The sequence below is a fragment of the Rhizobium mongolense subsp. loessense genome (assembly GCF_900099775.1).
GTDB lineage: Bacteria > Pseudomonadota > Alphaproteobacteria > Rhizobiales > Rhizobiaceae > Rhizobium > Rhizobium loessense.
The window spans coordinates 946,828-971,802 of the sequence record NZ_FMTM01000001.1; the positions used below are offsets into that span (position 1 = coordinate 946,828).

The following is a 24,975-nucleotide window of genomic DNA, read 5'->3' on the forward strand; positions in this document are numbered from 1 at the left end:
ATGAATTCACTATGCTCGTGTCATCGATCCCGAGCCACGCGGGACCTATCACCGCAGATGCTCGTCCCCGCCTGCCGCTCCTTGTCAGGCGATGGCGAGGCTTCGAATAAATTGCTCGCCGCCGAGGACGATGAAAGACACGACTGCCATCATAAGGCCCCGCCGAAAGCGCAATTGCTTGATGATCCTGACGCGAGATGTCTTGAGCAATTCGGCGCCGAGCACCGAGGTCCAGTCGGACCTCAGGGCCTGTTGGACTAGATCTTGGAGATCGGCGAAAGTGTCGGGATCGACATAGTAGACGCGCTGATGGGAAGCACCCGAGGTTTTTGCGAGCAGTTCCTTTTCCGCGCGAGTCCGGCTCGGATAGAGCACGTGCCCGAACTGCAGGATCGGCAGAATGACGACACCCCAGACCACGGCGTAGAACAGGGGGCCGAGCGGTGCACGTGTCGGCAGGAGATCGCCGAAGTGCAGCACCAGATTGAGCGCCAGGATATAGCCGGCGCCAACGATCTGCGCTTTTGTGTCATAGGAGCGCGCCGTCACTTGCGCTTCCTGCAACGCGGCAAGCAGCATCTTGTCTACATAGTCGCGCTTGTTCTCACCTGGCGCAGCGTAGATCGGGGCATCCGATCGAAGAAAGCGGTCAAGGAGAGACGTTTGGATCTCCGGCATGGCTCTGCTCCCTCAGTGCAGGAGTGCGAGAGAAGGCGCCGCGAGCCGACCAGGATCTGTCGCCGGCTCGCCCGTCTCCCGGAAGTGATTCACGGCGACATAGAAGGCCGGTAGGAAGACCAGGGTGAGAGTGGCCGCCACTGCAAGCCCGCCGACTTCGCAACGGCCAGAGAGACAAAGGCTGGCAACACAGACACAAAGGAACTGACCGGATGACGGGCGCATGAAAGCCTCCGCTCGAAAGGATCGAGGTTGTAGGGGTTTGATCAATAGGAAGCCCGGCCTGTTGAGTGGCCTCCATCTCAATATGACTAATAAGTCAACTCGACTATATTGTCAATATGAACGTCGTGCATTTGTGCAGGCAAAAAACATGGCCGAAGCTCTCACGGACCAGCCTGCCACCAGCATCCGTAGTCTTCGAATGATGGTGGTCGCGGATGAAATATGACGCAGTGCGTTTGCGTAGACGGCGCCGGGTTTGGCTCACAGCGGCGCATCGGTTCGTAACTGGACATTCTGGTCAATATGACCTATTTGCATGATCCAGTTTGAGGTTGTCTGTACCATGGCCAAAGTCAATCCGATCCGACGCGCCGAAATCGGGCGCGAAAAGCGCGCGAGAACTCGCGCGCAGCTTATTGCTGCTGCCAATTCGCTGTTTGCTAGGCAGGCGGTGGAATCTGTTACAGTGGATGACGTCGTCAAGGAGGCCGGCGTCGCCAAGGGAACCTTCTACGTTCATTTCGACAGCCTGGAGGCAGTGACCGCAGCGGTTGCCGAAGAACTGGTGCATTCCTTCGACGAACTGCTGCAGCCGGGCCGGGTCTCCCTCGCCGAGCCTGCTCTAAGGATTGCCTTCGGGTGTTGTTCGTTCATCGACAAGGCTCTCAACGACCCTCGATGGGCCAGTGTCGTCGCAAGACTGGCGGCGGTGGCTCCGAAGGGTGGCGAGATGGCCCGCCGCCGCCTGTTCGAAGACCTGCAGCAGTTCTCGAAGGCGTTGCCGGACGACGGAGTGTCTGCGGAGCTGAAAATGGAGATTGTCGTGGGGATCATGCTCCAGATCCTGCGCGCGCTCGGCGAAGGCAGGCTGTCCTCGCTCGACCGTGAGGCGGCCATCGGCGCGATGCTGCGCGCGATCGGCCTCAATGCTGAGGAGGCAAAGTCGGTGCTCGTGCGCTTGCCAGCCGCTCCTATGTTGGAAAGCTCCTCTCGAAGCTCGACGAAGTAACGAGTATACGGTGCGGACCAAACTTCGCGTTTTCGGACTGTTTTGCGAGGGCAAACCCGGCGGCGCGTAGCATAGTCCGCACTCCATCATGCCGACACGGACAGCTTCACCAGAATCCTCATAGACTCCGGCTCTTAAGTTGGGCACCCCCGATGGCCCGAAGTGCCGCCTCAAGAGCCTGGTTGGACAATTCAGGTGGGGCGACTCGCTCGAGAATGCCACGTGTCACCTGCAGCCAAATTCCCACGAAAATGTCGGCAGCCAGCTCCGGGTCCTGCACTGTCACGCGCCCTTGGGCAATCGCCTCGGCAATCTCGGCTTTGAGATTGTCGCGAACACTGCGGCCGAACTCGTTCGGGGTTTTCGACGTCTGGACTACCAGCCGCGCCCAGCCGGTATCTGAAATCGCTTTTTCCAGGGATTGCGTGAAGGCGAAGGACAGGCGCGCGATCGGGTCCCGCAGCTCGGTCCGGGCGGGCGTCAGCACGTCGTCGAAGCTCTGGCCGAGTTGCACGCTTACCGCAGCAACCAACTCCTCAATGTTCTGGAAGTGATAGTAGAAAGTCCCCTTGGCGACCCCTGCTGCCTCTGCAACGGCATCCACCGTGAGGGCCTTGGTAGGCCCTTCCGCAAGCAACATCGCTCCCGCTTCGACGATTTGCGCGCGCGTCTTCGCCCGCCTTTCGCGCCCGATCTTCGCCCTGCGCTCCAGATTTATCTTCGCCATTCGTCAACCTGTTCCGCAAACCACTCGGGTCGTTATGACTATATAGTCGTTTTGACTTTATAGCGCAATTGCGGGTTGGCCTTGACTCGCTCCACCCCTCCCGTAGGGGCGAACATTTTAATCGAGAAATGCCGCCGGCCGAGCCGTTCTGAAAATTAGCTCTCTCACCCGTTGAGGCCATCGAAAGCGGGCGCGAGCCCATTTTAGGCGAATACCATATACCATCTTGACTATATCGTCGAAATGACTTTTATCTCACTTTGAGATCGATCGAGGCTCCCGGCTCGTTCATTTTCATCCCTGCTAATCCCAAATGTGAGGTTCATCGATGCCATCCCTTCTGCATCTCGATTCCAGCATTCTCGGCGGAAACTCCGTCAGCCGCGCGCTTTCGGCGGCAGTGGTCGCACGGCTCAAGAGTCTCGATCCGACCATTGACTTGGTCTACCGAGACCTTGCAGCTCAGCCCATCCCGCACCTCTCGGGCAGCTACACGGCCGTGGTCAGGGGAGGCTTGAAAGCCGGCCACGATGCCGCACTTCAGGCCGACCTTGCGCTTGGCGAAGCCGTTCTGGAAGAGTTTCTAGCAGCCGACACAGTCGTTCTCGGCGTAGCCCAGTATAACTTGAGCGTGCCTAGCCAACTCAAAGCGTGGATCGATCGCATCGCGGTCCCCGGCAAGACCTTCCGGTACACCGAAAAGGGACCCGAAGGCTTGGTGGGCAACAAGCGCGTCATCATAGCGTTGGCGCGCGGCGGCTTCTACGGACCGGGCTCACCAGCCGAGAACTTCGAGCACACGCTGAGCTATCTGAAGAGCGTGCTGGCTTTCATCGGCATCGCCAATCCTGAGGTCATCGCTGCCGACGGGGTCAACGTAAGTTCCGAGCAGCGAAAGTCGTCCCTGACGAAGGCAGAGGCACAGGTTGCCACCCTAGAGATAGCATAAGTCCATATTGCCGTCGGGGTGGCGAATATAACCGGAAAATCCAAGCGTGCCTCCGTGAAGGCGGCGACGAGTTTGCCGAGCTCAAAGGAAGGATCCGAGCACCTCGCCCCAAGGCAGCCATCGCTGTCAATCGAAAGCTGATCCCTGTTCATTTCGGCCGGGCTCAAGTTCATGTGGCCAGAATCGGCGGTCGCGCAGCTAACGTGCATCTATTTCGCCATCCGGATCCTTGCCGCCCCTTCAGCTCTCGCGAACTACGCGATCCCCGGTTTCGTGCTCGGGCGCTGGCAAGGCGGAATCGTGTTTTTCCTGCAGGTGCTGACCAACGGCCGGCGTGGCCCGGGACACGATGGTGGGCGTGACGGCCGGTGCGCTGGCCGGCCCTTCCCCGTTCTCAGAAGGTGCAAAGCCGCCGATCGGCCAAGTCGCGCGGAAATCTTCTCGCAGCATTGACTGGCGGGTCTCTTCGCGCTCAATCTTGACATTCTGATCCGCACCTTGCGGGCCGTGTCTGTCGATGTACGCCTTCCAGCTCTTCGCGGCTTCTTCCTGGTCCATGCTGGCAAAGCGGCGGGCCTATCCGAGGCTTCGGGTCGCCCAGTGATCAGCGCGCGTGTCTCGCAGTTCGCGGATCGACGAGACCTGCTCACGGTCGAGGAGCTTTGAAAGGCCGCGCACGATCTCGCCCGGAAGACCCGGACCCTCATAGACCATGCCGGAATAAAGCTGCACCAGATCGGCCCCTGCCCTGATCTTTTCCAGCGCCGTCTCCGCCGAGGAGACGCCGCCGACGCCGATGATCGGGAGCGCTGCGCCTACGCGCTTGCGCATTTTCGCGAGAACCGCGGTCGACTTCTCGAAAAGCGGCTTGCCGGAAAGACCGCCCGCTTCCTTAGCCTGCAGCTGATCCTTCAGACCGTCGCGGGCGAGCGTCGTGTTCGAGACGATCAGGCCCTCCAGCCCATGGGAGAGCGCTTCGGCGGCGATATCGTCCATGCCCTCCTCGGTGAGATCGGGCGCAATCTTGAGGAAGAGCGGGATTTTCCGGCCCGATCTCGCGGCCTCTTCATCGCGGGCGGCAAGCACGGCGGTCAGAAGAGCGGCCAGGCTCTCGCGTGCCTGCAGGTCACGCAGGCCCGGCGTATTCGGCGAGGAGATGTTGGCGGTGAAATAGCGCGCCACCGAATAGAAGCGGCGGATGCCGGCCACATAGTCGCCGATGCGGTCTTCGCTGTCCTTGTTGGCGCCGATGTTGACGCCGATAATGCCTTGGCCGCGGATCGCCGACAGGCGCCGGAAGGCCGCGTCATGGCCCTCGTTGTTGAAGCCAAGGCGGTTGATAACCCCTTCGTCGTCCACCAGGCGGAAGATGCGCGGCCGCGGATTGCCTGATTGCGGCTTGGGCGTCACCGTGCCGATCTCGGTGAAGCCGAAACCGAGCTTCAAGAGGGCCTCCGGCACGTCGGCATTCTTGTCGTAACCGGCTGCCATGCCGAGCGGATTTTCGAAGGTGAGGCCGGCGACCGTCTGCACCAGCCGCGGATCGGGAGAAATACGGCAGGCGGGAACCAGGCCGGATTTCAGCGCAGCGATTGACATGCCGTGCGCCGTTTCGGGATCGAAGAGGAAGAGCCCCTTGCGGGCCGTGTGCTTGAAGGCGCCAATCATGACAGGAGTTCCGGGAAGATATGCTGTCCGGCATCATCGAGCGGCAGCGGCCTTTCCCAGATAACTGCCGAAAGCGGCAGTTCGGCATAAAGATGCGGGAAAAGATCGCCGTCCCTGGAAGGCTCGAAGATCAGCTTGTCGCCGAGCTTGCCGCCATCAATGGCAACGAGCAGCAGACCCGGCTGGCCTGCGAAAAACAGCGCCACGGTCTGCCGCACCTGCTTTTCCGTCGAAAGATGAATGAAATTGTCCTTAAGGTCGATGCCTGCGCCGCGAAAAACGCCGCTTTGCCTGGCTTCTTGCCAGAGAGCCTCGGTCACGATCTTGTAAACGACGGGTGTCACGCTCATGATGGCCTCATGCAATGGCTGATGCTGTTGGTGAGCGCTTTGCCGGAAAGGAACGGCGATGTCCACGGCTCCCCCATCAAAAACAGGATAGCCGCAACAGAAATCCGGAGGATCATATCATGAAGACGATCGCAATCGGGATTGCCGCAATTCTTCTGCCGCTGACAGCGCTCGCGGCCGAGCCGGACCCGGCGCGCTTCCAGCTCGAGCGAAGCGGCGACCATTTCGTCCGCCTCGACAAGCAAACGGGCGCGATGGCGCTTTGCGAGGAAAAGGACGGTTCGCTGGTATGCCGCATGGCGGCGGACGAGCGCGCAGCCTATGACGACGAACTCGACCGGCTTTCCGACCGCGTGACTGCGCTCGAAAACAAGAGCATCGTCAACAAGGCGCTGCCCACCGATGCCGAGATCGACCGCTCGATCAGCATCATGGAGCGAATGATGAAAAGCTTCATGGGCATGGTGAAGCAATTCCAAGAGGAAGAAAAGTCCGCGCCTCTTCCGCAGAAGACCTGATTTGATGTAGTAATATGAAGCGGAAGGCATGTGTGTCGCGAAGCCTCGCACATGAGGGGATGAAATCGAGCTCTTGGGAGGGAGTTTTCGATGCAGGAACAGACGATCATCATTGCGGACGACCATCCGCTTTTCCGGGATGCGCTGCGCCAGGCCGTGACCGGCATGGAGGGGCAGCACGCGATCGTGGAAGCCGGCGATTTCTCGGCCGCGCGTGCTGCCGCAACCGATCATCCGGACGCCGATATCATGCTTCTCGATCTTGCCATGCCGGGCGTCAGCGGCTTTTCCGGGCTGATGGCTCTGCGTGCCGAATTCGCCAGCCTGCCGATCGTCATCATTTCCGCAACCGACGACGCGACGACAATCCGCCGCGCGCTGGAACTCGGCGCTTCCGGCTTCATTTCCAAATCGTCCGGCATCGAAGATATCCGCAGCAGCATCCAGACGGTGCTTGCCGGCGACATTGCGACGCCGGAGAATTATCGCGACGGCCATGAACAGGATCCGGACGTAGCCGATCTCATTCACCGCCTGCACACGCTGACGCCGCAGCAAAGCCGCGTCCTTACCATGCTCGGTGAAGGTCTGCTCAACAAACAGATCGCCTACGAACTCGGCGTTTCCGAAGCGACGATCAAGGCGCATGTCTCAGCCATCCTCCTGAAGCTCAACGTCGACAGCCGGACGCAGGCCGTCATCCAGCTCGGCAAGATCAACATGGCGATGGTCGCCTGACTCCAGGACAGGATTTTATTCCTCTTTTTCCTTTACTATGAGAAAGCCTAGCGTTAGTCTTCCTGCCAATTGGAGAGCGGCGCCGGGCGCAGGATCAGGCAAGATGCTGTCACACGAGCAGATTTGGGCAGCGATCGACAGGCTTGCCGAACGGCATGACCTGACGCCGTCTGGACTTGCACGCCGGGCCGGTCTCGACCCCACCTCCTTCAACAAATCCAAGCGGCTATCTGCCGATGGCCGCCTGCGCTGGCCTTCGACGGAATCGATTGCCAAGGTACTCGATGCCACAGGCGCCACAATGGAGCAGTTCATGGGTTTCATGCGGCCGGCAAACAGCTTGTCCGGGCTGCCGGATGGCGCATTGCCGCCGCAGGCAAGCTCCATTCCCCTGCTCGGCTTCGCACAGGCCGGTGCGGGCGGCTTTTTCGACGACGGCGGTTTCCCCGCAGGCCAAGGATGGGATGTGGTGGAATTTCCAGCCGCCCCCTCACAGAAGGCTGGCGTCTATGCGCTCGAAGTGCAGGGTGACAGCATGATGCCGCTTTATCGCGACGGCGACGTGCTGATCGTCGAGCCGGGCGCGCAGGTGCGCCGCAACGATCGCGTCGTCGTCAAGACGCGCGAGGGCGAGGTGATGGCAAAAGTCCTGCTGCGCCAGAGCCCGCGCTCCATCGAACTGATGTCTCTCAATCCCGAACATCCGAACCGGACGATCGAGCTTTCCGATGTGGATTGGATCGCGCGCATTATCTGGGCCAGCCAATAGGAAAATCTTCCATGCGGCCTGCAGCACTTCTGACAGCTGTTGCGGGAATAACAATCGTCGCCGGGATGCTGGCGGCTGGCAGGGAGCGGTTTGCCGGGCCGGACGCGGCGGCAACCGCGAGCGAAGAACCCGTCACAACTGCCGAATCCAAGGAGACTCCAAAGCCGCCGCTTGCCCTTCCCGATCCAAAGATCAGCATGCGCGCGCGGTCGGTTGACGAAGCGAGCCGATTTTATCCAGCGCAGGCCGATGGCAAGCCGCTGGAACGGGTTGCTACGGCCGAGCCTGAAAAGCCAAAGCCTGAGCCGCAGAAAGCCGCGACATTGCCGAGGCCGGTCGCCGAGAGTGCAGGCATTCTCGCCTTCGGAAACAGGAAGCTGCGCCTTGCCGGTATCGTCCCGACACAGGCCGACAAGGTCTGCAAAGAACCGGATGGGAACGAATGGCCTTGCGGCATGCTGGCGAAGACGAATTTCCGGCTCTTTCTGCGGCTGCGCTCGGTCACCTGCGATCTGGAGGACGCCAACTGGACCGGTCTCACCACCGCCTCCTGCAAGATCGGTGCGCAGGACCTTTCCGAATGGCTCGTCGAAAACGGCTGGGCGGATGCGGCCGCCGGATCGGCACTGGCCGAAGCCGGTGCGAAAGCCAAAGCGGAGAAGAAAGGCGTCTATGGCGAGGATCCGCGCAAAGGCGCGCCGCTGACGCTACCGCCCGGACCGCCGCCAGACAATACTCTCGATCCGATCTAGCGATCCCTTGTAATGGCGCACGGCAATTCCTAAACTCCTGCCGAAGCAGAGGGAATGACCGAATGAACAAGCCGCTTTCCGCCCATGACGCGCTGATTTACGTGATGGTGATGGCATCCGCTGTCGACAGCACGATGAACGACCGGGAAATGGAGCGCATCGGCCAGCTGATCGGCTTTCTGCCGGTCTTCAACGATTTCGACGACGACAAGCTGATTTCGATTGCCCGCGACTGCGCATCGCTGCTGGCCGGACCGGAAGGCCTCGATGTCGTTTTAGAAACGGTAAAGGACACGCTGCCTTCGCGGCTCTACGACACCGCCTATGCACTTGCCGTCGAAGTCGCCTCCGCCGACCTTTCGGTCAAGGCCGAGGAGCTTCGGTTGCTCAGTATGCTCCGCGACAGGCTGGAACTCGACAAGCTCACCTGCGCTGCCATCGAACGCAGTGCGATCGCCCGCTTCCGCAGGGGTTAATAGAGCCCGTAAGGGAAATAACGCAAATAGATTTCCTGCAGGCGGCCGTTTCTGGAAAGCGTTGCAAGCGCATGGTCCAACGCAGCGGTCAATATGCCGTCGTTCTGGCGAAGCATGATCGTCATGCCTTCCCCAAGAAACTGCTCCGACAGATAAGGGCCGTCGAAGAGCGCACAGCATTTTGCTGACGCCTGGGAGGAAACCCAGAAGGACAGTTGCAGGGCATCGGCAAAGGCGGCATCCACCTTGCCATCCTTCAGCGCAGTAAGCATCGCTTCCTTGTTATCGAAAGGCACGGCTTTTATTGCCGGAAAAAAGGCGGCAAGCATGGCCTCATGGACCGTCGTCTTGACGACGCCGACCGGACGTCCGGAGAGCGATGCGGCGGTAGTCCCGCCGATCTCTGCCTTCGCATTGCGCACAAAGCGGGCCGGTAGCATGAGGTAGGGACGGGTAAAGGTAAACTGCTTTCGCAAGTCCGCGGTTACGGCCAGTCCCGCAATGACGGCATCGCCCTGGGAGGCGGCAAGCGCTTCCTTGAGATCGGCGAAGGGAAGCGCCTGGATCTCGCATTTTGCAGCAACTTCCAGTTCATCGCAGATCTCGCGGGCCAAATCGATATTAAAACCCGCCAGCTTGCCGTTCTGATCGGTAAAGTTGAAAGGCGGGAAGTCGAGGGAGGTGAGAAAACGGAGGCGGACGAGCGACGAAAGGTCCGGCTTGGCAAGTCGTTCGCGGGCATCAAAAAGCAGCGGCAGTGACGGCTGCGTCTGCTGCGCAAAGCCAGGTGCGGCAGATAATGCAGCTACTAATTGCAGTAAGGTTAAAAAAACAAACCTTGTAGAGGCGAGGAAAGATTGTCTCATATCCGGCTCGTGGGGTCGGGGCATCATCGCTCGGTGATCGTGTATCAGAGTCATGCGTTTCGGGGAATATGCGCTAGGCCGCACCGTCTCGACGATGGCAACGGTGAGATCGAGGTGCGGCGGATGGGTATCCTCGGGCAACGAATATCCGGGCGGCTAAAGGCGCATGCCGAGATCGGCCTCCTCATTTCGCCTAGCCGATCCTGTCGGCACCGGTTTCTTCAACATTTTCTGGAGCCATACCCTCTTCATTCTGCTTCGGGCGAAATGAAGATAGACAGCGGCAAACAGGCGACCTGGCTGCGATGGATCAGGCGCCGCTCAGGCTGGCTCATGCTCGCCGCCGCCTGGCGAGCCGTGCTCGCAGCTCCGGACGAACCCTTCTTGCGGGACGCCTCATACTCCGAGCAAAAATCCAGCATAGGAAATCGTCGGTAGCGTTCAAGGAATGCGCGCCTCGAATTGCTGGGGATCGGCTTTGAACGTTAGGCCACCGTTAAGCAATATCGATTCTTATGCCGCAGAAGACGACGGCTTTTTTCAGCCGGCTGCATGACGCGGACGTCGAGCCCTCACCAGATCATTTCGAACATGCCGCAGCTCCATGCCGAGTTTCGAACCATCGATTTTCGAGAATACGGGCAAGCAGAAGGCCTAAGAAAGCGGATATTTTCCATGCGAACACTGCTGAAGAACCTGAAAATTCGAACCAAGATCATGTCCATCCTCATGCTTCTGGGGGTGATCGCCATCAGCGGTTTGATCTACGTCATCACCGAGTTCCGTCATGCGGATGCGACATACAGCACCTTCATCGACCATGAAGCATTGGCGGCCATGCAAGGTGCGCGCGCCAGCGCGTCTGTCGTCGCCGCCGTGCTGCAGACCACGAGGCTGGCGAGCCTGAAGGCGGGCACGCCCGCTTTCCATACCGCGCTTTCCACACCGAGCAAGCTGCCGCAAGCGCGGGACCGTCTTAAAGAGGCGGCCGTTCTGGTACCCGGCCGCAAGCCGGCGATAGACGATATTCTCAGCGGAATCGCCGAAATAGAAACGATTTCAGGCAAGGTTGCCGAAATGAGCAAGGCAAGCGACAGTGCCGGAGCCCAGATTGCGGCCGATCAGCTGAACGCCAAGCTCACCGTACTGACCCCGAAGATGACGGCGAATAACGATGCCTTGATGTCAATGCTCAACGATGGCGGGGACGCTGTTTCGGCACGCGTCAATGAGCGCATCAATCTCTGCCTTGCGATAATTGCGGCGGCCGTCATCGGCGCCATCGCGCTCGGCATCGTCATCGCACAGGCCGGCATCACCTCGCCGATGGCGAAGCTTCGTGAGCGAATGACACGCCTTGCCGAAGGCGAAACCGACAGCGATGTGCCGGGCCTCGAACGCCGCGACGAAGTGGGCCAGATGGCCGAAGCGCTCGAAGTTTTCCGCAACAGTGCGATTGAGCGCATTAAGCTCGAAGCTCAGGCGGAAGTCGATCGCAACCTGACCGATGGCGAACGCCGCGAGCGCGAAGCCCAGAAGGCTCGCGAAGCGGCGGAATTGTCCGGCGCGGCAGAGGCGCTCGGCGACGGGCTGCGCCGTCTCGCATCGGGCGATCTTGCCTCGCATATCGATGTCCCGTTCGCAGAACATCTCGATGGATTGCGCCACGACTTCAACCATTCGGTCGAAAAGCTGAACGAGGCGATGTGCACCGTCGGCGCCAATGCCCGGGCGATCGGCATGGGGGCGAATGAAATCCGTTCATCGGCCGACGAACTTTCGAAGCGCACGGAGCAGCAGGCCGCCTCCGTGGAGGAAACCGCTGCCGCGCTGGAACAGATCACAACGACTGTAAAGGACGCCGCCCGCCGCGCGCAGGAAGCAAGCGAACTCGTTGCCCGCACCCGCGCAGGCGCCGAGAAGTCCGGCGAAGTCGTCCGCAATGCCGTCAAGGCGATGCAGCAGATCTCGCAGTCCTCGGCCGAGATCAGCAATATCATCGGCGTGATCGACGACATCGCCTTCCAGACGAATCTGCTGGCCCTGAATGCCGGCGTGGAGGCAGCTCGTGCGGGCGAAGCGGGCAAGGGCTTTGCGGTCGTCGCTCAGGAAGTGCGGGAACTGGCGCAGCGTTCGGCGAATGCGGCAAGGGAGATCAAGTCGCTGATCATCAATTCCGGCACACATGTCCAGACCGGCGTTGCCCTTGTCGGCGAAACGGGTAAGGCGCTCGACACCATCGTTCATGAGGTGCAGGAGATCAACCAGCACGTCCACGCGATCGCGGAGGCTTCCCGCGAGCAATCGACAGGCTTGCAGGAAATCAATACGGCCGTGAACACCATGGACCAGGGCACGCAACAGAATGCCGCCATGGTCGAAGAGAGCACGGCGGCAAGTCACAGCCTGGCAACGGAGGCCGCCGCGCTGAACGAACTGCTCGGCCAATTCAAGCTGAGCGGAACGGATAGCTTCATCGCAGCGGCACGTCCGATGCCGCAAGCACCAGCACGGCCTGCTGCGACCCGTTCGGCGCCGGTATCAAAATCCGCAATCCGCGTGGCGACAGTGAGCACGCGGCCCGCCGCTTCGCCTGCACACGCACTTGGCCAGAAGCTTGCCGGCGCATTTGGCATTAACAACGCTTCACAAAACAAGGAAGCCGATTGGACAGAATTTTGAGAACGGGCGGCTAGAGCCGCCCACTCGCTTATAGGCGTCCCACCTGTGAAACGAAAGCAGCTGGAGCGGGTGAAGGGAATCGAACCCTCGTATTCAGCTTGGGAAGCTGCTGCTCTACCATTGAGCTACACCCGCGATCACGGAAGCCTTCCAACAGATGGGTGGCGGTGTCAAGGCTCTCAGATGCGGAAGTGCTTCGAGAGTTTCAGGCCCTGGGCCTGGTAGTTCGATCCAAGGCCGGAACCATAAAGGCTTTCGGGTTTCTCCAGCATGTGCTCGTAAACCAGGCGGCCGACGATCTGGCCGTCCTCGAGGATGAAGGGCACCTCATGGCTGCGGACTTCGAGAACGGCGCGGCTGCCCATGCCGCCGGCAGGCGCGTGGCCGAAGCCTGGATCGAAGAAGCCGGCGTAGTGCACGCGAAACTCGCCGACGAGCGGATCGAAGGGCGTCATTTCGGCTGCGTAGTGCGGCGGAACGTGCACGGCCTCGCGCGAAACGAGGATATAGAACTCGTCCGGATCGAGGATCAGTTCGTTGCGGCCGCGGCTGTAAAGCGGCTCCCAGAAATCGAATATATCGTGCTCAGCCTTCTTATCGACATCGACGACGGCCGTGTGATGCTTGCCGCGGTAGCCGATCAGGCCATCCTTGTCGCCTGCCAGGTCGATCGACAGCGCAATGCCGCCGCCCGAAACGTTCGGCTTGGAGCTTGCAACCAGCGTTTCCGCATCATGCAGCGCCTGCAATTCCGGCTCGCCGAGAATCGAATGCCCGACGCGGAAGCGGATCTGCGAGAGGCGCGAGCCGCGGCGCACGACGACGGGGAACGTGCGCGGGCTGATTTCCAGATAGAGCGGGCCAGAATAACCGGTCGGAATCTTGTCGAATTCCTGCGCGTAATCAGTAATGACACGGGTGAAGATGTCGAGGCGGCCGGTCGAGCTCTTCGGGTTGGCCGAGGCAGACATTTCAGCCGGAAGATCGAGCCGCTCCATGAGGGGCACGATATAGACGCAACCCGTTTCGAGCACGGCTCCTTCGGAGAGGTCGATGACGTGCAGGCTCAGCCGGTCGAGCTTGTCGGCAACGAGATGCGAGGGGCCTGGCATGAAACTTGCCCGGACGCGGAACGCCTTGGCCCCCAGGCGCAGGTCCAGGCTTGCCGGCTGGATCTGATCGCGATCCAGCTCCCGCTCACTCGTAAGGCGGCCCGTTTCAAACAGCGCAGCAATTGCGCGGTCGGCCAAGATTCCAGTTTCGCGAGCCATCATGCTCCATCCATAATTTGCCTCAGACAAAACCAAACTCAAGGAATTGACGCAAGAAGCTAACAGCAGTATTGCAGCTTTATCCCGTGGTGATTTGGCCGGTCGGCTTGCAGCCACGTTAAAGAAGTGGCTAAAAAGACCGGGTATGAAACCGGTCTGCTTTTGCGGCCGGTTTTTTTGTTGTTTGAAGGTGGTGATGGCATGAGCAAGACTTGGCGCCCGGCAACCCAACTCGTTCACGAAGGGACGCTGCGCTCGCAATATGGCGAGACTTCGGAAGCGATCTTTCTGACGCAAGGTTTCGTCTATGATTCCTCTGAAGCGGCGGAAGCCCGCTTCAAGGGTGAGACGGACGGCTTCATCTATGCCCGATACGGAAGCCCGACCAACGATATGTTCGAAAAGCGGATGTGTGCGCTCGAAGGCGCCGAAGACGCCCGCGCCACCGCTTCCGGCATGGCTGCCGTCACCGCGGCGATCCTCTGCCAGTTGAAGGCCGGCGACCATATCGTGGCAGCCCGCGCGCTCTTCGGCTCCTGCCGGTGGGTGGTCGAAACGCTTGCGCCGAAATACGGCATCGAATGCACACTCATCGACGGCCGCTATCTCGAAAACTGGGAGAAGGCGATCCGCCCGGCGACGAAAGTCTTCTTCCTCGAAAGCCCGACGAACCCGACGCTGGAAGTGATCGACATCGCAGGCGTTGCCAAGCTCGCCGACCAGATCGGCGCCAAGGTGGTCGTCGACAACGTCTTCGCAACACCCCTCTTCCAGAAGCCCCTGGAACTCGGCGCGCATGTCGTCGTCTATTCCGCGACCAAGCATATCGACGGCCAGGGCCGCTGCCTCGGCGGCGTGGTGCTTTCCGACAAGCAATGGATCGACGAAAACCTGCACGACTACTTCCGCCATACGGGTCCGGCCATGTCGCCGTTCAATGCCTGGACGCTTCTGAAGGGCATCGAAACGCTGCCGCTGCGCGTCAAGCAGCAGACGGCGAGTGCCGCCAGGATCGCGGACTTCCTTGCCGAACAGAAGCAGGTGGCAAAGGTGATCTATCCGGGCCGCAAGGATCATCCGCAGGCCGATATCATCGCCAAGCAGATGTCCGGCGGCTCGACGCTCGTCGCATTCGAGCTGAAGGGCGGGAAGGAAGCAGCCTTCGCGTTGCAGAATGCGCTCGATATCATCAAAATCTCGAACAATCTCGGCGATTCCAAGAGCCTGATCACGCATCCGGCAACGACGACGCACAAGAACCTGAGCGATGACGCCCGCGCGGAACTAGGCATTTCCCCCGGCACCGTTCGCCTTTCGCTCGGCATCGAGGATGCCGAAGACCTGGTCGAAGATTTCGCTCAGGCTCTTTCAAAGGTTAAGTCCTGACCTGCAATAGCGACGGCCGGACCTTGCCGGTCCGGCCGCACGCTCCACCTAAGAAATGGCGCAAGAGCTTTGCTTTAATACGGGAATTAACTTCGAAAATTAGGATTAATGTTCGAAACGACGTGCAATCTTCGCGGTTTGAAGGATGATGCATGTGCCGTTTCTTGACGGATCGAGCGCTGTATAAGATACGGGTAACATATCTTAGCTATGGTGTAAGGCATGTACCGCGCCCTCACACGAGATATCGAAGTTGTCGTCGAGCCCTTTTATCTGGAGGAGCAATCCGATCCGGATGATGATCGCTATGTCTGGGGCTACCGGATCGTGATCAGCAATAATTCGGACCTGACAGTACGGCTCATCAATCGCTACTGGAACATCACCGATCAGAACGGTCTGGTGGACGAGGTGACCGGTCCTGGGGTCGTCGGCGAGCAGCCCCGGCTGGAACCCGGCGATACCTACGAATACTCGTCCGGCTGTCCGCTCGATACGCCTTCCGGCCTCATGTTCGGGCATTACCAGATGGAAACGGAGGACGGTGAGCTTTTCGATGTCGAAATTCCCGCCTTCTCGCTGGATTCTCCCGGGCTGCTCAGGGTGCTGAATTGATCATTCAGCAGCCGATGCGACTTCCACGACCTCGAACCGGTAGGTCGTGGAACAGAATTCGCAGGTAACGGCAATCTCGCCATTCTCCTGGCTGGCGTCGATCTCGTCGTCCGAAAAGCCCTTCAGCACATTCTTGATCTTATCGCGCGAGCAGCTGCAGCGGTCGAAAACTGCCCGGGTACTGAAAACACGCACGCCACGCTCGTGGAAGAGGCGAAAGAGCAGGCGTTCGATTCCAACCTGCGGATCCGTCAGTTCGTCCGCATCGATGGTGTCGACCAACGCGCGCGCTTCGGTCCAGGCGTCGTCTTCCTTGTGTGCCAGCGCGGCGTTATCGCCGTCGCCGCCGTGGAGGTCTGGCTGGCGCATGCGCTCCGGCGCTTCCGGCAAGAACTGCGCAACGAGACCGCCGGCGCGCCAGCGGTGGCGCGGCTTACCCGCCTCGTCGCGGTCAAACAATTCGGCGGCAGCCAGCCGGACGCGCGTCGGGATCTGCTCCGACTGACGGAAATATGTGCCGGCAATATCCTCAAGCGAGGTGCCGTCCAGCGCGACGATGCCCTGATAGGGCTGACTGAACTTGCCCTGGTCGATGGTGAAAGCCAGTACGCCCTTGCCAAGAAGCTGTTCCGGCTCGGTTTGGCCGGCAGCGACTGCCTTGTCGAGCAGGGCCTGATCGAAGCGGGCATAGGCACGCACGTTCTCCGGCGTCGAGAAATCAGCGACGAGGAGATCGACAGGGCCATCGCCCTTGGTCTGCACCGTGAACTTGCCTTCGAACTTGAGCGACGTCCCGAGAAGCACCGTCAGCACAATGACTTCGGCGAGCAGCCGCGCAACGGGTGCCGGATAGTGATGGCGCTCGAGGATCGCATCCAGCATGGGACCGAGCTGGACGGCGCGGCCGCGCACATCGAGGCCCTCTACCTGGAACGGGACAACGTGATCATCACCGGCGAAATTGAACTCGCCGAGAGCACTTGCGGTTTCTGCCATGGTCTTACTCCTAGTAGTCCGAGCGGCAGACCAGAAGTCTATCCACTCGCGCGGCCACGAGGCCATCAGGCCAAAGGTGGCGCCCAGTATGGTTCAGATCACACCCAGGCACCATGCAAGAATCGACTTTTGCGCGTGAAGACGGTTTTCCGCCTCATCGAAAACCACGGATTGCGGGCCGTCGATCACTTCGTCCGTCACTTCCTCACCACGATGGGCAGGCAGGCAATGCATGAACAATGCATCCTTGCCGGCCTTTGCCATCAAAGCCGCGTTGACCTGATAGGGCTGGAAAACGTTGTGACCGCGGGCCCGATGTTCCTGATTCATGGAGACCCAGGTATCGGTTACCACGCAATCGGCACCCTCGACCGCACGGTCGGCATCATGGCCAAGCATGATCTGGGCGCCCTCGTTGCGGGCCCAGTTCAGATAGTGATCCTTCGGCTCGGAACCAAGGGGCACGGCCATGTTCATGCGATAGCCGAAACGGGCAGCGCCTTCGACCAGCGAGTGCAGCACGTTATTGCCATCGCCGGTCCAGGCGATCGTCTTGCCCTTGACGGGACCGCGATGCTCCTCGAAGGTCATGATGTCGGCCATGATCTGGCAGGGGTGTGTGTCGTCCGTGAGCGCGTTGATGACCGGCACCGTCGCGCGTTCGGCAAGTTCCAGCATGCGGTGATGCTCTGTGGTGCGGATCATGATGGCGTCGACGTAACGCGAGAGCACCTTGGCGGTATCGCCGATCGCCTCCGCGCGGCCGAGCTGCATCTCTGTGCCGGAGAGAAAAAGCGTCTCGCCGCCAAGCTGGCGCATGCCGACATCGAAGGAAACGCGCGTGCGAGTCGAGGGCTTCTCGAAAATCATTGCCAGCATCTTGCCTGCGAGCGGTTTATCGCCCTTACCGGCCTTGAAGGCCTGCTTGCGTACGATCGCATCATCCATGATGGACCTGAGATCGGATGCGGTTACCGCCGAGAGATCGAGAAAGTGTTTGGGGGAAGCCATGTCGTTCTTACCTGTATGCCCCTTGAGAGGCGTCTATCCGTTCAAGCCGTCTTCTTGGTCTTTGCGACGCGAATGCTTTCGGCAGCGCGCTCCACGCGGGCCAGCCCCTCGCGCGCTTCCTCCGCCGTGACGACCAGGGGCGGAAGGAGACGGATGACATTGTCGCCCGCCGGAATGGCCAGAAGATGAGCAGCACGAATGGCCTGCAGCAGTTCGGACGACGGGACGGCTGCCTTGATGCCGAGCATCAGGCCTTCGCCGCGCACATTCTCGATAACATCCGGATAGCGGTCCTTCAGCGAGGCAAGGCCCTGGCGGAAGACAAGCGCCACGTCGCGCACATGCTGCAGGAAACCGTCGGCCAGGATGACGTCGAGCACTGCGCTGCCGACCGCCATGGCAAGCGGATTGCCGCCATAGGTGGAACCATGCGTGCCGGCCTTCATGCCGGAAGCGGCATCCGCGGTCGCAAGGCAGGCGCCGAGCGGGAAGCCGCCGCCGATGCCCTTCGCCACCGCCATGATATCCGGCGTGACGCCGGACCATTCGTGGGCAAAGAGCTTGCCTGTGCGGCCGACGCCGGACTGAACCTCGTCAAGAATCAACAACAGGCCCTTGTCGTCGCAGAGCTGGCGGAGCGCCTTCATGAATTCGTTTGTCGCCGGACGAATACCGCCCTCACCCTGCACCGGCTCTATGAGGATGCCCGCCGTCGCATCCGTGACCGCGGCGCGGACCGCCTCGATATCGCCGAACGGAACCTGATCGAAACCCGGTGCCTTGGGACCGAAGCCTTCGAGATACTTCTCCTGCCCGCCGGCAGCGATCGTCGCCAGCGTGCGGCCATGGAAAGCGCCTTCGAAGGTGACGATGTGAAAGCGTTCTGGATGGCCCTTGGAATACTGATAGCGGCGCGCGGTCTTGATCGCGCATTCCAGTGCCTCGGCGCCGGAATTGGTGAAAAACACCTTGTCGGCGAATGTGACGTCGGTCAGCCGCTTGGCAAGCGCCTCCTGGCCTGGAATTTCATAGATGTTCGACAGATGCCAAACCTTGTCGGCCTGCGCCTTCAGGGCTTCAACGACATGCGGATTGCCGTGGCCGACGGATGTTACGGCAACGCCTGCACCAAAATCCAGATATCGCTCGCCGCCCTCGGTGATCAGCCACACGCCCTCACCTCGCTCGAACCGCAGAGGGGCGCGAGAATAGGTGTCATATAGCGGCGCGGCTTGAGCCATGGCGCGGTCTCCTGTCGTCGTTAGGGCAACCGGACTCCGGCTAAAAACCAGGCCCGAAAAATTAAAAATGCCGCCTTTCGGCGGCGAGGGCCACTATTGACGTTTCGCGCCGTAATGTCAACAAAACTGCGGATTTCGGCGCGTGTGGCCGGCAGCCGATCAGGCGAGCTATTTATCAACAGCTAATGTTGCAGAAATGACTCGCTCGGGAAGCAAGTTGGGGAAAACTTGAAATTCGATTCATCCGGATTCCCGCGACTCTTGTCACGGAGTCAGCCTCACACTAGGTTAAAACTCAATTACTAGACTGCATGCGGCGGAACTAGTCACCACAATTGGTCAGGCGTTTCCTGCTTCGGACGTGTCCGGAGCAACGGTGAAGGATTCTGCCTTCACAACGCTAAACGGCGGAGACAGGGCATGAACTGGACAGACGAGCGTGTCGAAAAACTCAAGAAGCTTTGGTCCGAAGGATTGAGCGCGAGCCAGATTGCGGCGCAACTCGGCGGAGTGAGCAGGAACGCGGTCATTGGCAAGGTCCACAGGCTTAGCCTTCCGGGCCGCGCCAAGGCCGGCGGTGCGACGACGACCGCACGCGCACCGAAGCGCAATACTTCGGCTGTCCGCGCGCCGAATTATGCATCGCGGATCGCGACCCGCACCGTTACGCGCCAGCAGGGCGCGACGATGCTCAAGGAAGAGGTCGAAATCGATCTCATGGAGGAGATGGACTATCGTCCGGCCGCAAACGTTGTCGTGCCGATCTCCCGTCGTCTGGGTCTGACGGAACTCACGGAGCGTACCTGCAAGTGGCCGGTCGGCGACCCGCTGAAGGACGACTTCCACTTCTGCGGCTGCGACAGCCCGGACTCTTCCCCTTACTGCAGCTATCACCAGCGCATGGCCTATCAGCCGGTCAACGAACGCCGCCGGACCGCAGCCCGCGCAAGCTGAGCCGGATAAGTAACAAACAAAAACGGGTCCTCGCAGGCCCGTTTTTTTGCGTCTGGAAATGGAGACCTCGGCCTCAGATCCACCACCAATATTCCAGGGATTTACGTCGTCAGAAACGAACGGTGAAGTCCGTTCCCTTGCCGATTTCGGACTTGACGATCAGCCGCGCGCGGTGGCGCGTCAGGATATGCTTTACGATCGCCAGACCGAGACCGGTGCCCTTCTTGGAGCGGCTGTCTTCGATATTGACGCGATAAAAGCGCTCCGTGAGGCGCGGCACATGCTCGGCGGGGATACCCGGGCCCTTATCTGCGATGCTGACTTCAACCGCCTCGCCGGATGCATTTTTGACACGGACATCGACGACCTTACCCTCCTGGCCGTACTTGCATGCATTCTCCATGAGATTTTCAAAAACCTGGACCAGTTCGTCGCGGTCTCCGAGAACCTCCGCCTTGCCTTCCGGCAGGTGCAGATTGATCTCGACGCCAACCTCCGTGGCAAGCGGCACCAACGCGTCCCTGACATGTCCGAGCAACGGCACGAGATCGACCTTCTCGTCCGGTGCAATATGCGACTTGAGCTCAAGACGGGAAAGCGAGAGAAGATCGTCGACAAGGCGGCTCATGCGAGTCGTCTGGTCGAACATGATGCCCAGGAAGCGCTCCTGCGCCTTCGGATCATTCTTTGCCGGGCCTTGGATGGTCTCGATGAAACCGCGGAGCGACGCAAGCGGAGTCCGCAGCTCATGGCTAGCATTGGCAACAAAATCCGACCGCATGCGATCGATACGCCGCACCTCGGAGATATCGCGGAACGAAAGCAGGAAAAAGCGCTCGCCATTTCCGGCACCGCCGAGGTCGATCGGCGCGCTGCGAACAATATAGACGCGCTCCGACGGCAGGCGCTCGGAATGCTCGATCTGGTTGGGAGCGTTGGTGGCGATCGTCTCTCCCACCATGTCCAGAATGCCCGGCGAGCGCAGGCGCGCAGAAATATGGGCCCCGATCACCACTTCGCCAAAGGCCTTTTCCGCGGCGCGGTTCTGGAAGAGAACGGAGGCATCGCCTGAGAGGAGCATCACGGGCATATCGAGGCCAGCCAGCGTTGCGGAGACGGCGGGCAGCAGACTTGCTGGCGCTTCCGGTTCGACTTCCGGCGGTTCCGCAAGCTTTGCCTGCACGCCCGGCATGCTGTTTAGAAGCACAATGGCAATCATTAAAACAAGAAGGCCCAGCACCGCCCACTTGTTCATGCCGGCCGCAAGCGCAACGAGGCCAATGACGATCGCCGCGAGCAGGACCGTTCGCTGCTGCCGGATGCGGGCCATGAGCCCCGTTGTCCATGGCATTTCGTCTTCCAAGTGTTCCTCGCCCGGTCGGTTCGTTCTTATGTTCAAACTCTGCCTGATAGCCGTGATTCATGACAGAAGTTTTCCGCCGCTGCCATCTGCCGTAAAAGCGGCAATCGAAACACACAGGAATTTTGCCTGCCGCAACGGATTTGATTTTCAATGGAAAATATGATCGCCTGCGAAGAAAGCCACAGGCGGAGAAGGAATATGGCCGAAGCTGTTGAAAGCCGCGCGGTTGAACTGGACATCAAGGGCAAGAAGCGCGTCTTCGATGTCGACGATCCGGTGCTTCCGGACTGGATCGATGAAGAGGCGCTGGAATCGGGGGATTTTCCTTACAAGAAAAAGCTGAACGAGGAAGAATATCTCGAAGAGCTGGAAAAGCTGCAGATCGAACTGGTCAAAGTGCAGTTCTGGCTGCAGGCGACCGGCAAAAGGGTGATGGCGCTCTTTGAGGGCCGCGATGCGGCCGGCAAGGGCGGCGCCATCTCGGCCTCCTCCGCCCACATGAACCCGCGCCTTGCCCGCGTCGTCGCACTCGCCAAGCCGAATGATCGCGAACTCGGCCAATGGTATTTCCAGCGCTACATCGCCCAGTTTCCGACGGCCGGCGAGTTCGTTCTCTTTGACCGCTCCTGGTACAACCGCGCAGGTGTCGAACCGGTCATGGGGTTTTGCACGCCCAAGCAATACGAGGATTTTCTCAAGCAGGCGCCGCAGCTGGAAAAGATCATTGCCCACGAAGGCATTCACTTCTTCAAGTTCTATCTGGATATCGGCCGCGAGATGCAACTCAAGCGCTTCCACGACCGCAGGCACGATCCGCTGAAGGTATGGAAGCTTTCCTCGATGGATATCGCTGCGCTCACCAAATGGGACGACTACAGCGACAAACGCGAGCGGATGCTCAAGGAGACGCATACGGAATTTGCGCCCTGGACGGTCATCCGCGCCAACGACAAACGCCGCGCGCGGCTCAACCTCATCCGTCACATGCTGAAGAAAATGGATTACGACGGAAAGGACGACAAGGCGATCGGCGATCTCGACGACAAGATCATCGGCGCGGGATCCGGCTTTTTGAAATAAGGGTCACTGCCCCGGCAGGATGCGCACGGCGTAGAGGTTGATGCCTCGCGCTTTGCCGTCGACATCGCTGTTGATCATCAGCCTGCCATCGCCACTCGGCGCCAACGACCGGTCGAAGGTAACCTGAAGCAGGGCGTCGGACTTTTCGCGGGTGACGCTGAACCGATGGCGGGCGCAATTGCCGAGCGTCTGGAAATTGCATTCGACCATCACCTGCGTCGGCTCGTCGCTCGTCGATTGCAACGTGATCGCGATCGTCGAGGATTTGCCGGCGAGCTCTCGAAGTACGTCTTTCGGAACGCTGATGCCGATATTGCCATCGGCACCGTTGCTTTCCGAGATCAAGCGAACAGCCGGACCATCGTTTTCGGCGATGTTTTCCGTCCGTGCCCGCGGGCCGCTTTCGATCTTGGCAGCGTCCGAAGGCTCGAATATCTCGATCCATTCCGCAGAAAAGCGGTTCTGCGGGTCGATCGTGACCGGTTGATCGACATGCGGCGTCGTATTCGCAGCGCCTTCGTCCACACCGTCGAAGTCTTCCGGCTCGGTACTGGCAGGCGGATTGGCGACGCTGGTGTCGCGCTCGGCCGCCGTCAGGAAGAGGCCGGACTTATAAGCCCACCAGGCCCCCATGCCGATGAAGGCGATCAGCACGCACCAGACGAGCAGCCGCGAGAAGAATTTTCGCGGCTTGCGACGCTTTGCAGCCCCCTCGGGCCGGAAGTCCATATGAGCGGAGGGGCGGCTTTCGGGTGCAAGGGCTTCGCCGGTCTGAGCTGCAGCACCGCGATGATCGGACGTAGCGGCATGGACGTCATCAAGCCTCGACTCGTCGTAGGCAGGCCTTGCCGAATAGCCTCGTGTTTCACCGCCGACCTGAGGCGCGTCATGTTCAAAGCGCTCGTCGTGCCTGACCGGCGGCGGAATTTCGGCGACGGGCGGAACGGGCACTGCCGGTGGACCCTGGCGCGGATGCAGGCGCTCGCGTTCTTCGGCCTCGATCATGTGAATGGTCGTTTCGAGCCGATGACGATGATGCGCAATCGCTTCCCGGTCGGTGATATCCTGCTTGCGAAGGCCGGCCTCCAGCGCTTGGCGGGCCGATTGATAAATCCTTGCACGGACTTCCGGATTATCGCGATCGGAGTTGTTAAGCGCCGTTCTGATTGCCGTTTCTAATCCGCTCACATCCGATCCTTCATGCTGGCATCAGGCATCACTGAAATCTTTACAAATGCCTAACAAAACTCGGTAGCGTCAATGGCTGAAAACCGCAAGTCTTGCGTCTGGCAGCATTTCGCATCGCAGGCAATAAATATGCCCATTACCCCGCCCTTGCCCACTTATGTCGACAGCCAATCTCTGCGGAATCGACAGGTCGGCGCTCACGCACACTCTTTTCCTCGCTCATCAAGTCTGTTATCAAATTGACGTTTTCGTAAACGTCAATTGAATGGTGAATGCAATGTCCCTTCCCAAAATCCTCACGGAAAACCTGAGACTGCCGGTTCTTGCTTCACCGCTTTTTATCATCTCGCATCCGGCCCTGACGCTGGCGCAATGCAAGGCGGGCGTGATCGGCGCTTTTCCGGCACTAAATGCCCGGCCCGAAAGCCAGCTCGACGAATGGCTGGCAATGATCACCGAAGACATCGCGGCCTACAACGCCGCCAATCCAGACAGGCCGGCAGCTCCCTTTGCCGTCAATCAGATCGTCCACATGTCGAACAAGCGGCTGGAGCACGACTTGCGCCTCTGCGTCAAATACAAGGTGCCCATCGTGATCTCTTCGCTCGGTGCCGTGCCCGAAGTGAATGCGGCCGTACACTCCTATGGCGGCATTGTGCTCCACGATGTCATCAACAACCGCCACGCCAATTCGGCGATTAGGAAGGGTGCCGATGGACTGATTGCGGTAGCGGCGGGCGCCGGCGGGCATGCCGGCACGCTGTCGCCCTTCGCTCTGGTACAGGAAATCCGTGAATGGTTCGACGGGCCGCTGCTTTTGGCAGGCGCGATCGCCACCGGCGGCGCGATCCTTGCAGCACAGGCGATGGGCGCCGACATGGCCTATATCGGAACACCGTTCATCGCGACCGAGGAAGCGCGCGCCACCGACGCCTACAAGCAGGCAATCGTCGCGGGCGCTGCAAACGACATCGTCTATTCCAACTATTTCACCGGTGTGCACGGCAACTACCTGAAGCCATCGATCCAAGCCGTCGGCCTCGACCCGGACAACCTGCCGGTAGCGGACCCATCGAAGCTGGATTTCGAGCAGGCCGTCGGCGGCGCAAAGGCCTGGAAGGACGTCTGGGGGAGCGGCCAGGGCATCAGCGCGATCAAGGCGGTTGAGCCGGTCGCCAAGCTCGTCGACAGGCTGGAGGCCGAATTCCGCGCGGCGCGTGCGCGTCTCTCGCTCTGAGATGCATGATCGTCTTCAACGGGCGTCTTTTTTGCCAAAGGCACGACAGGGCGCTTGAAATCTTCAAACAATGCCTGTATCAGCGCCATGCAAATCGCGGGCCGCACGGTTCGGCCGCCAAGTTGCCGCTTTAGCTCAGTCGGTAGAGCACATCATTCGTAATGATGGGGTCACGTGTTCGAGTCACGTAAGCGGCACCATTTTCCTTAATAAAAACAATTAGCTA

The 24,975-nt window shown here is 60.1% G+C and carries 25 protein-coding genes, 2 tRNA genes and 1 riboswitch; of the genes, 14 read left to right on the forward strand and 13 right to left on the reverse strand.

From position 1 onward, the window contains the following. Window positions 1-84: 84 nt before the first annotated feature. On the reverse strand, window positions 85-678 hold the full coding sequence (locus BLP23_RS04685; RefSeq protein ID WP_092583725.1) for a Pycsar system effector family protein: 594 nt from the start codon (window positions 676-678) through the stop codon (window positions 85-87). A gap of 568 nt (window positions 679-1,246) precedes the next feature. Between BLP23_RS04685 and BLP23_RS04690 the strand changes: the two genes are divergently transcribed. After that, window positions 1,247-1,912 carry a TetR/AcrR family transcriptional regulator gene (locus BLP23_RS04690; protein ID WP_092583726.1) on the forward strand — a complete coding sequence of 222 codons (666 nt, stop codon included), beginning with the start codon at window positions 1,247-1,249 and terminating at the stop codon, window positions 1,910-1,912. A gap of 118 nt (window positions 1,913-2,030) precedes the next feature. On the opposite strand, the gene BLP23_RS04695 is transcribed toward BLP23_RS04690, so the two are convergent. After that, the gene (locus tag BLP23_RS04695) at window positions 2,031-2,639 is read right to left on the reverse strand and encodes a TetR/AcrR family transcriptional regulator (protein WP_092583727.1); all 609 of its coding nucleotides are present in this window, start codon (window positions 2,637-2,639) and stop codon (window positions 2,031-2,033) included. A 328-nt stretch (window positions 2,640-2,967) separates the two neighbouring features. Between BLP23_RS04695 and BLP23_RS04700 the strand changes: the two genes are divergently transcribed. Continuing rightward, window positions 2,968-3,588 carry an FMN-dependent NADH-azoreductase gene (locus tag BLP23_RS04700; RefSeq protein WP_092583728.1) on the forward strand — a complete coding sequence of 207 codons (621 nt, stop codon included), beginning with the start codon at window positions 2,968-2,970 and terminating at the stop codon, window positions 3,586-3,588. 240 nt (window positions 3,589-3,828) lie between these two features. On the opposite strand, the gene BLP23_RS35050 is transcribed toward BLP23_RS04700, so the two are convergent. Genes BLP23_RS35050 through BLP23_RS04715 form a run of 3 tightly spaced genes read right to left on the reverse strand, consistent with a single transcriptional unit; the run spans window position 3,829 to window position 5,606 of the window. Beyond that, entirely contained in the window at window positions 3,829-4,146 is a 318-nt protein-coding gene (locus BLP23_RS35050) for a hypothetical protein (protein WP_092583729.1), read from the reverse strand. A gap of 18 nt (window positions 4,147-4,164) precedes the next feature. Further along, complete coding sequence (locus tag BLP23_RS04710; RefSeq protein ID WP_092583730.1) at window positions 4,165-5,256, reverse strand: quinone-dependent dihydroorotate dehydrogenase; 1,092 nt, start codon at window positions 5,254-5,256, stop codon at window positions 4,165-4,167. Next, the gene (locus BLP23_RS04715) at window positions 5,253-5,606 is read right to left on the reverse strand and encodes a DUF952 domain-containing protein (protein WP_092583731.1); all 354 of its coding nucleotides are present in this window, start codon (window positions 5,604-5,606) and stop codon (window positions 5,253-5,255) included. Before BLP23_RS04715 ends, BLP23_RS04710 begins: the two co-directional genes overlap by 4 nt. Before the next feature lie 119 nt (window positions 5,607-5,725). Here BLP23_RS04715 and BLP23_RS04720 point away from each other — a divergent pair, with 119 nt between their 5' ends. The 5 genes from BLP23_RS04720 (at window position 5,726) to BLP23_RS04740 (ending at window position 8,859) form a co-directional block, all read left to right on the forward strand. Beyond that, entirely contained in the window at window positions 5,726-6,124 is a 399-nt protein-coding gene (locus tag BLP23_RS04720; RefSeq protein ID WP_092583732.1) for a hypothetical protein, read from the forward strand. Window positions 6,125-6,214: 90 nt separating this feature from the next. Further along, window positions 6,215-6,862, forward strand: coding sequence for a response regulator (locus tag BLP23_RS04725; protein WP_022713601.1), 648 nt, complete (start codon window positions 6,215-6,217; stop codon window positions 6,860-6,862). A 103-nt stretch (window positions 6,863-6,965) separates the two neighbouring features. Next, window positions 6,966-7,631, forward strand: coding sequence for a S24 family peptidase (locus BLP23_RS04730; protein ID WP_092583733.1), 666 nt, complete (start codon window positions 6,966-6,968; stop codon window positions 7,629-7,631). Window positions 7,632-7,642: 11 nt separating this feature from the next. Next, complete coding sequence (locus BLP23_RS04735) at window positions 7,643-8,383, forward strand: hypothetical protein (RefSeq protein WP_092583734.1); 741 nt, start codon at window positions 7,643-7,645, stop codon at window positions 8,381-8,383. Between the two features lie 62 nt (window positions 8,384-8,445). Next, window positions 8,446-8,859: a tellurite resistance TerB family protein gene (locus tag BLP23_RS04740; RefSeq protein ID WP_092583735.1), complete on the forward strand. Its 414-nt coding sequence runs from the start codon at window positions 8,446-8,448 to the stop codon at window positions 8,857-8,859. On the opposite strand, the gene BLP23_RS04745 is transcribed toward BLP23_RS04740, so the two are convergent. After that, entirely contained in the window at window positions 8,856-9,725 is an 870-nt protein-coding gene (locus BLP23_RS04745; protein ID WP_092584273.1) for a transporter substrate-binding domain-containing protein, read from the reverse strand. The two genes, BLP23_RS04740 and BLP23_RS04745, sit on opposite strands and share 4 nt — an antisense overlap. Window positions 9,726-10,409: 684 nt before the next feature. On the opposite strand from BLP23_RS04745, the gene BLP23_RS04750 reads away from it, so the two are divergent. Further along, a complete protein-coding gene (locus BLP23_RS04750; protein WP_092584274.1) occupies window positions 10,410-12,407 on the forward strand; it encodes a methyl-accepting chemotaxis protein in 1,998 nt (665 codons plus the stop codon). Between the two features lie 61 nt (window positions 12,408-12,468). Here the strand turns inward: BLP23_RS04750 and BLP23_RS04755 are convergent. Beyond that, window positions 12,469-12,542 (reverse strand) — tRNA-Gly (locus BLP23_RS04755). 44 nt (window positions 12,543-12,586) lie between these two features. Then, entirely contained in the window at window positions 12,587-13,681 is a 1,095-nt protein-coding gene (locus tag BLP23_RS04760) for a 2'-deoxycytidine 5'-triphosphate deaminase (protein ID WP_167363828.1), read from the reverse strand. Window positions 13,682-13,754: 73 nt separating this feature from the next. After that, a riboswitch (SAM riboswitch) is annotated at window positions 13,755-13,833 on the forward strand. A 46-nt stretch (window positions 13,834-13,879) separates the two neighbouring features. On the opposite strand from BLP23_RS04760, the gene BLP23_RS04765 reads away from it, so the two are divergent. Next, window positions 13,880-15,064, forward strand: a complete 1,185-nt coding sequence (locus BLP23_RS04765; RefSeq protein ID WP_092583737.1) for an O-succinylhomoserine sulfhydrylase — start codon at window positions 13,880-13,882, stop codon at window positions 15,062-15,064. A gap of 222 nt (window positions 15,065-15,286) precedes the next feature. After that, on the forward strand, window positions 15,287-15,679 hold the full coding sequence (gene apaG / locus BLP23_RS04770) for a Co2+/Mg2+ efflux protein ApaG (protein WP_022713591.1): 393 nt from the start codon (window positions 15,287-15,289) through the stop codon (window positions 15,677-15,679). Here apaG and BLP23_RS04775 read toward each other — a convergent pair whose 3' ends face one another. From BLP23_RS04775 to BLP23_RS04785, 3 genes are all read right to left on the reverse strand, one after another. Then, on the reverse strand, window positions 15,680-16,675 hold the full coding sequence (locus BLP23_RS04775; protein WP_092583738.1) for an Hsp33 family molecular chaperone: 996 nt from the start codon (window positions 16,673-16,675) through the stop codon (window positions 15,680-15,682). It abuts the gene before it with no gap. Window positions 16,676-16,768: 93 nt separating this feature from the next. Next, window positions 16,769-17,686, reverse strand: a complete 918-nt coding sequence (argF, locus tag BLP23_RS04780) for an ornithine carbamoyltransferase (RefSeq protein WP_074066550.1) — start codon at window positions 17,684-17,686, stop codon at window positions 16,769-16,771. 41 nt (window positions 17,687-17,727) lie between these two features. Continuing rightward, window positions 17,728-18,927, reverse strand: a complete 1,200-nt coding sequence (locus BLP23_RS04785; protein ID WP_092583739.1) for an aspartate aminotransferase family protein — start codon at window positions 18,925-18,927, stop codon at window positions 17,728-17,730. A gap of 420 nt (window positions 18,928-19,347) precedes the next feature. On the opposite strand from BLP23_RS04785, the gene BLP23_RS04790 reads away from it, so the two are divergent. Beyond that, window positions 19,348-19,881 (forward strand): GcrA family cell cycle regulator, encoded by a 534-nt coding sequence (locus tag BLP23_RS04790; RefSeq protein ID WP_074060083.1) that lies wholly within the window; start codon window positions 19,348-19,350, stop codon window positions 19,879-19,881. Window positions 19,882-19,990: 109 nt separating this feature from the next. On the opposite strand, the gene phoR is transcribed toward BLP23_RS04790, so the two are convergent. Next, complete coding sequence (gene phoR, locus BLP23_RS04795) at window positions 19,991-21,211, reverse strand: phosphate regulon sensor histidine kinase PhoR (RefSeq protein WP_092583740.1); 1,221 nt, start codon at window positions 21,209-21,211, stop codon at window positions 19,991-19,993. A gap of 231 nt (window positions 21,212-21,442) precedes the next feature. Between phoR and ppk2 the strand changes: the two genes are divergently transcribed. Further along, complete coding sequence (gene ppk2, locus BLP23_RS04800; RefSeq protein ID WP_092583741.1) at window positions 21,443-22,324, forward strand: polyphosphate kinase 2; 882 nt, start codon at window positions 21,443-21,445, stop codon at window positions 22,322-22,324. 3 nt (window positions 22,325-22,327) lie between these two features. On the opposite strand, the gene BLP23_RS04805 is transcribed toward ppk2, so the two are convergent. Continuing rightward, window positions 22,328-23,512 (reverse strand): regulator, encoded by a 1,185-nt coding sequence (locus BLP23_RS04805; protein WP_092583742.1) that lies wholly within the window; start codon window positions 23,510-23,512, stop codon window positions 22,328-22,330. 277 nt (window positions 23,513-23,789) lie between these two features. Between BLP23_RS04805 and BLP23_RS04810 the strand changes: the two genes are divergently transcribed. Next, entirely contained in the window at window positions 23,790-24,749 is a 960-nt protein-coding gene (locus BLP23_RS04810) for an NAD(P)H-dependent flavin oxidoreductase (protein WP_092584275.1), read from the forward strand. Between the two features lie 124 nt (window positions 24,750-24,873). Continuing rightward, window positions 24,874-24,949 (forward strand) — tRNA-Thr (locus BLP23_RS04815). Window positions 24,950-24,975 lie beyond the last annotated feature (26 nt).

Coding starts and splice junctions, on each gene's coding strand:
- BLP23_RS04685 (WP_092583725.1), bottom strand. CDS start 678: ATGCCGGAGATCCAAACGTCTCTCCTTGACCGCTTTCTTCGATCGGAT.
- BLP23_RS04690 (WP_092583726.1), top strand. CDS start 1,247: ATGGCCAAAGTCAATCCGATCCGACGCGCCGAAATCGGGCGCGAAAAG.
- BLP23_RS04695 (WP_092583727.1), bottom strand. CDS start 2,639: ATGGCGAAGATAAATCTGGAGCGCAGGGCGAAGATCGGGCGCGAAAGG.
- BLP23_RS04700 (WP_092583728.1), top strand. CDS start 2,968: ATGCCATCCCTTCTGCATCTCGATTCCAGCATTCTCGGCGGAAACTCC.
- BLP23_RS35050 (WP_092583729.1), bottom strand. CDS start 4,146: ATGGACCAGGAAGAAGCCGCGAAGAGCTGGAAGGCGTACATCGACAGA.
- BLP23_RS04710 (WP_092583730.1), bottom strand. CDS start 5,256: ATGATTGGCGCCTTCAAGCACACGGCCCGCAAGGGGCTCTTCCTCTTC.
- BLP23_RS04715 (WP_092583731.1), bottom strand. CDS start 5,606: ATGAGCGTGACACCCGTCGTTTACAAGATCGTGACCGAGGCTCTCTGG.
- BLP23_RS04720 (WP_092583732.1), top strand. CDS start 5,726: ATGAAGACGATCGCAATCGGGATTGCCGCAATTCTTCTGCCGCTGACA.
- BLP23_RS04725 (WP_022713601.1), top strand. CDS start 6,215: ATGCAGGAACAGACGATCATCATTGCGGACGACCATCCGCTTTTCCGG.
- BLP23_RS04730 (WP_092583733.1), top strand. CDS start 6,966: ATGCTGTCACACGAGCAGATTTGGGCAGCGATCGACAGGCTTGCCGAA.
- BLP23_RS04735 (WP_092583734.1), top strand. CDS start 7,643: ATGCGGCCTGCAGCACTTCTGACAGCTGTTGCGGGAATAACAATCGTC.
- BLP23_RS04740 (WP_092583735.1), top strand. CDS start 8,446: ATGAACAAGCCGCTTTCCGCCCATGACGCGCTGATTTACGTGATGGTG.
- BLP23_RS04745 (WP_092584273.1), bottom strand. CDS start 9,725: ATGAGACAATCTTTCCTCGCCTCTACAAGGTTTGTTTTTTTAACCTTA.
- BLP23_RS04760 (WP_167363828.1), bottom strand. CDS start 13,681: ATGATGGCTCGCGAAACTGGAATCTTGGCCGACCGCGCAATTGCTGCG.
- BLP23_RS04765 (WP_092583737.1), top strand. CDS start 13,880: ATGAGCAAGACTTGGCGCCCGGCAACCCAACTCGTTCACGAAGGGACG.
- apaG (WP_022713591.1), top strand. CDS start 15,287: ATGTACCGCGCCCTCACACGAGATATCGAAGTTGTCGTCGAGCCCTTT.
- BLP23_RS04775 (WP_092583738.1), bottom strand. CDS start 16,675: ATGGCAGAAACCGCAAGTGCTCTCGGCGAGTTCAATTTCGCCGGTGAT.
- argF (WP_074066550.1), bottom strand. CDS start 17,686: ATGGCTTCCCCCAAACACTTTCTCGATCTCTCGGCGGTAACCGCATCC.
- BLP23_RS04785 (WP_092583739.1), bottom strand. CDS start 18,927: ATGGCTCAAGCCGCGCCGCTATATGACACCTATTCTCGCGCCCCTCTG.
- BLP23_RS04790 (WP_074060083.1), top strand. CDS start 19,348: ATGAACTGGACAGACGAGCGTGTCGAAAAACTCAAGAAGCTTTGGTCC.
- phoR (WP_092583740.1), bottom strand. CDS start 21,211: ATGGCCCGCATCCGGCAGCAGCGAACGGTCCTGCTCGCGGCGATCGTC.
- ppk2 (WP_092583741.1), top strand. CDS start 21,443: ATGGCCGAAGCTGTTGAAAGCCGCGCGGTTGAACTGGACATCAAGGGC.
- BLP23_RS04810 (WP_092584275.1), top strand. CDS start 23,790: ATGTCCCTTCCCAAAATCCTCACGGAAAACCTGAGACTGCCGGTTCTT.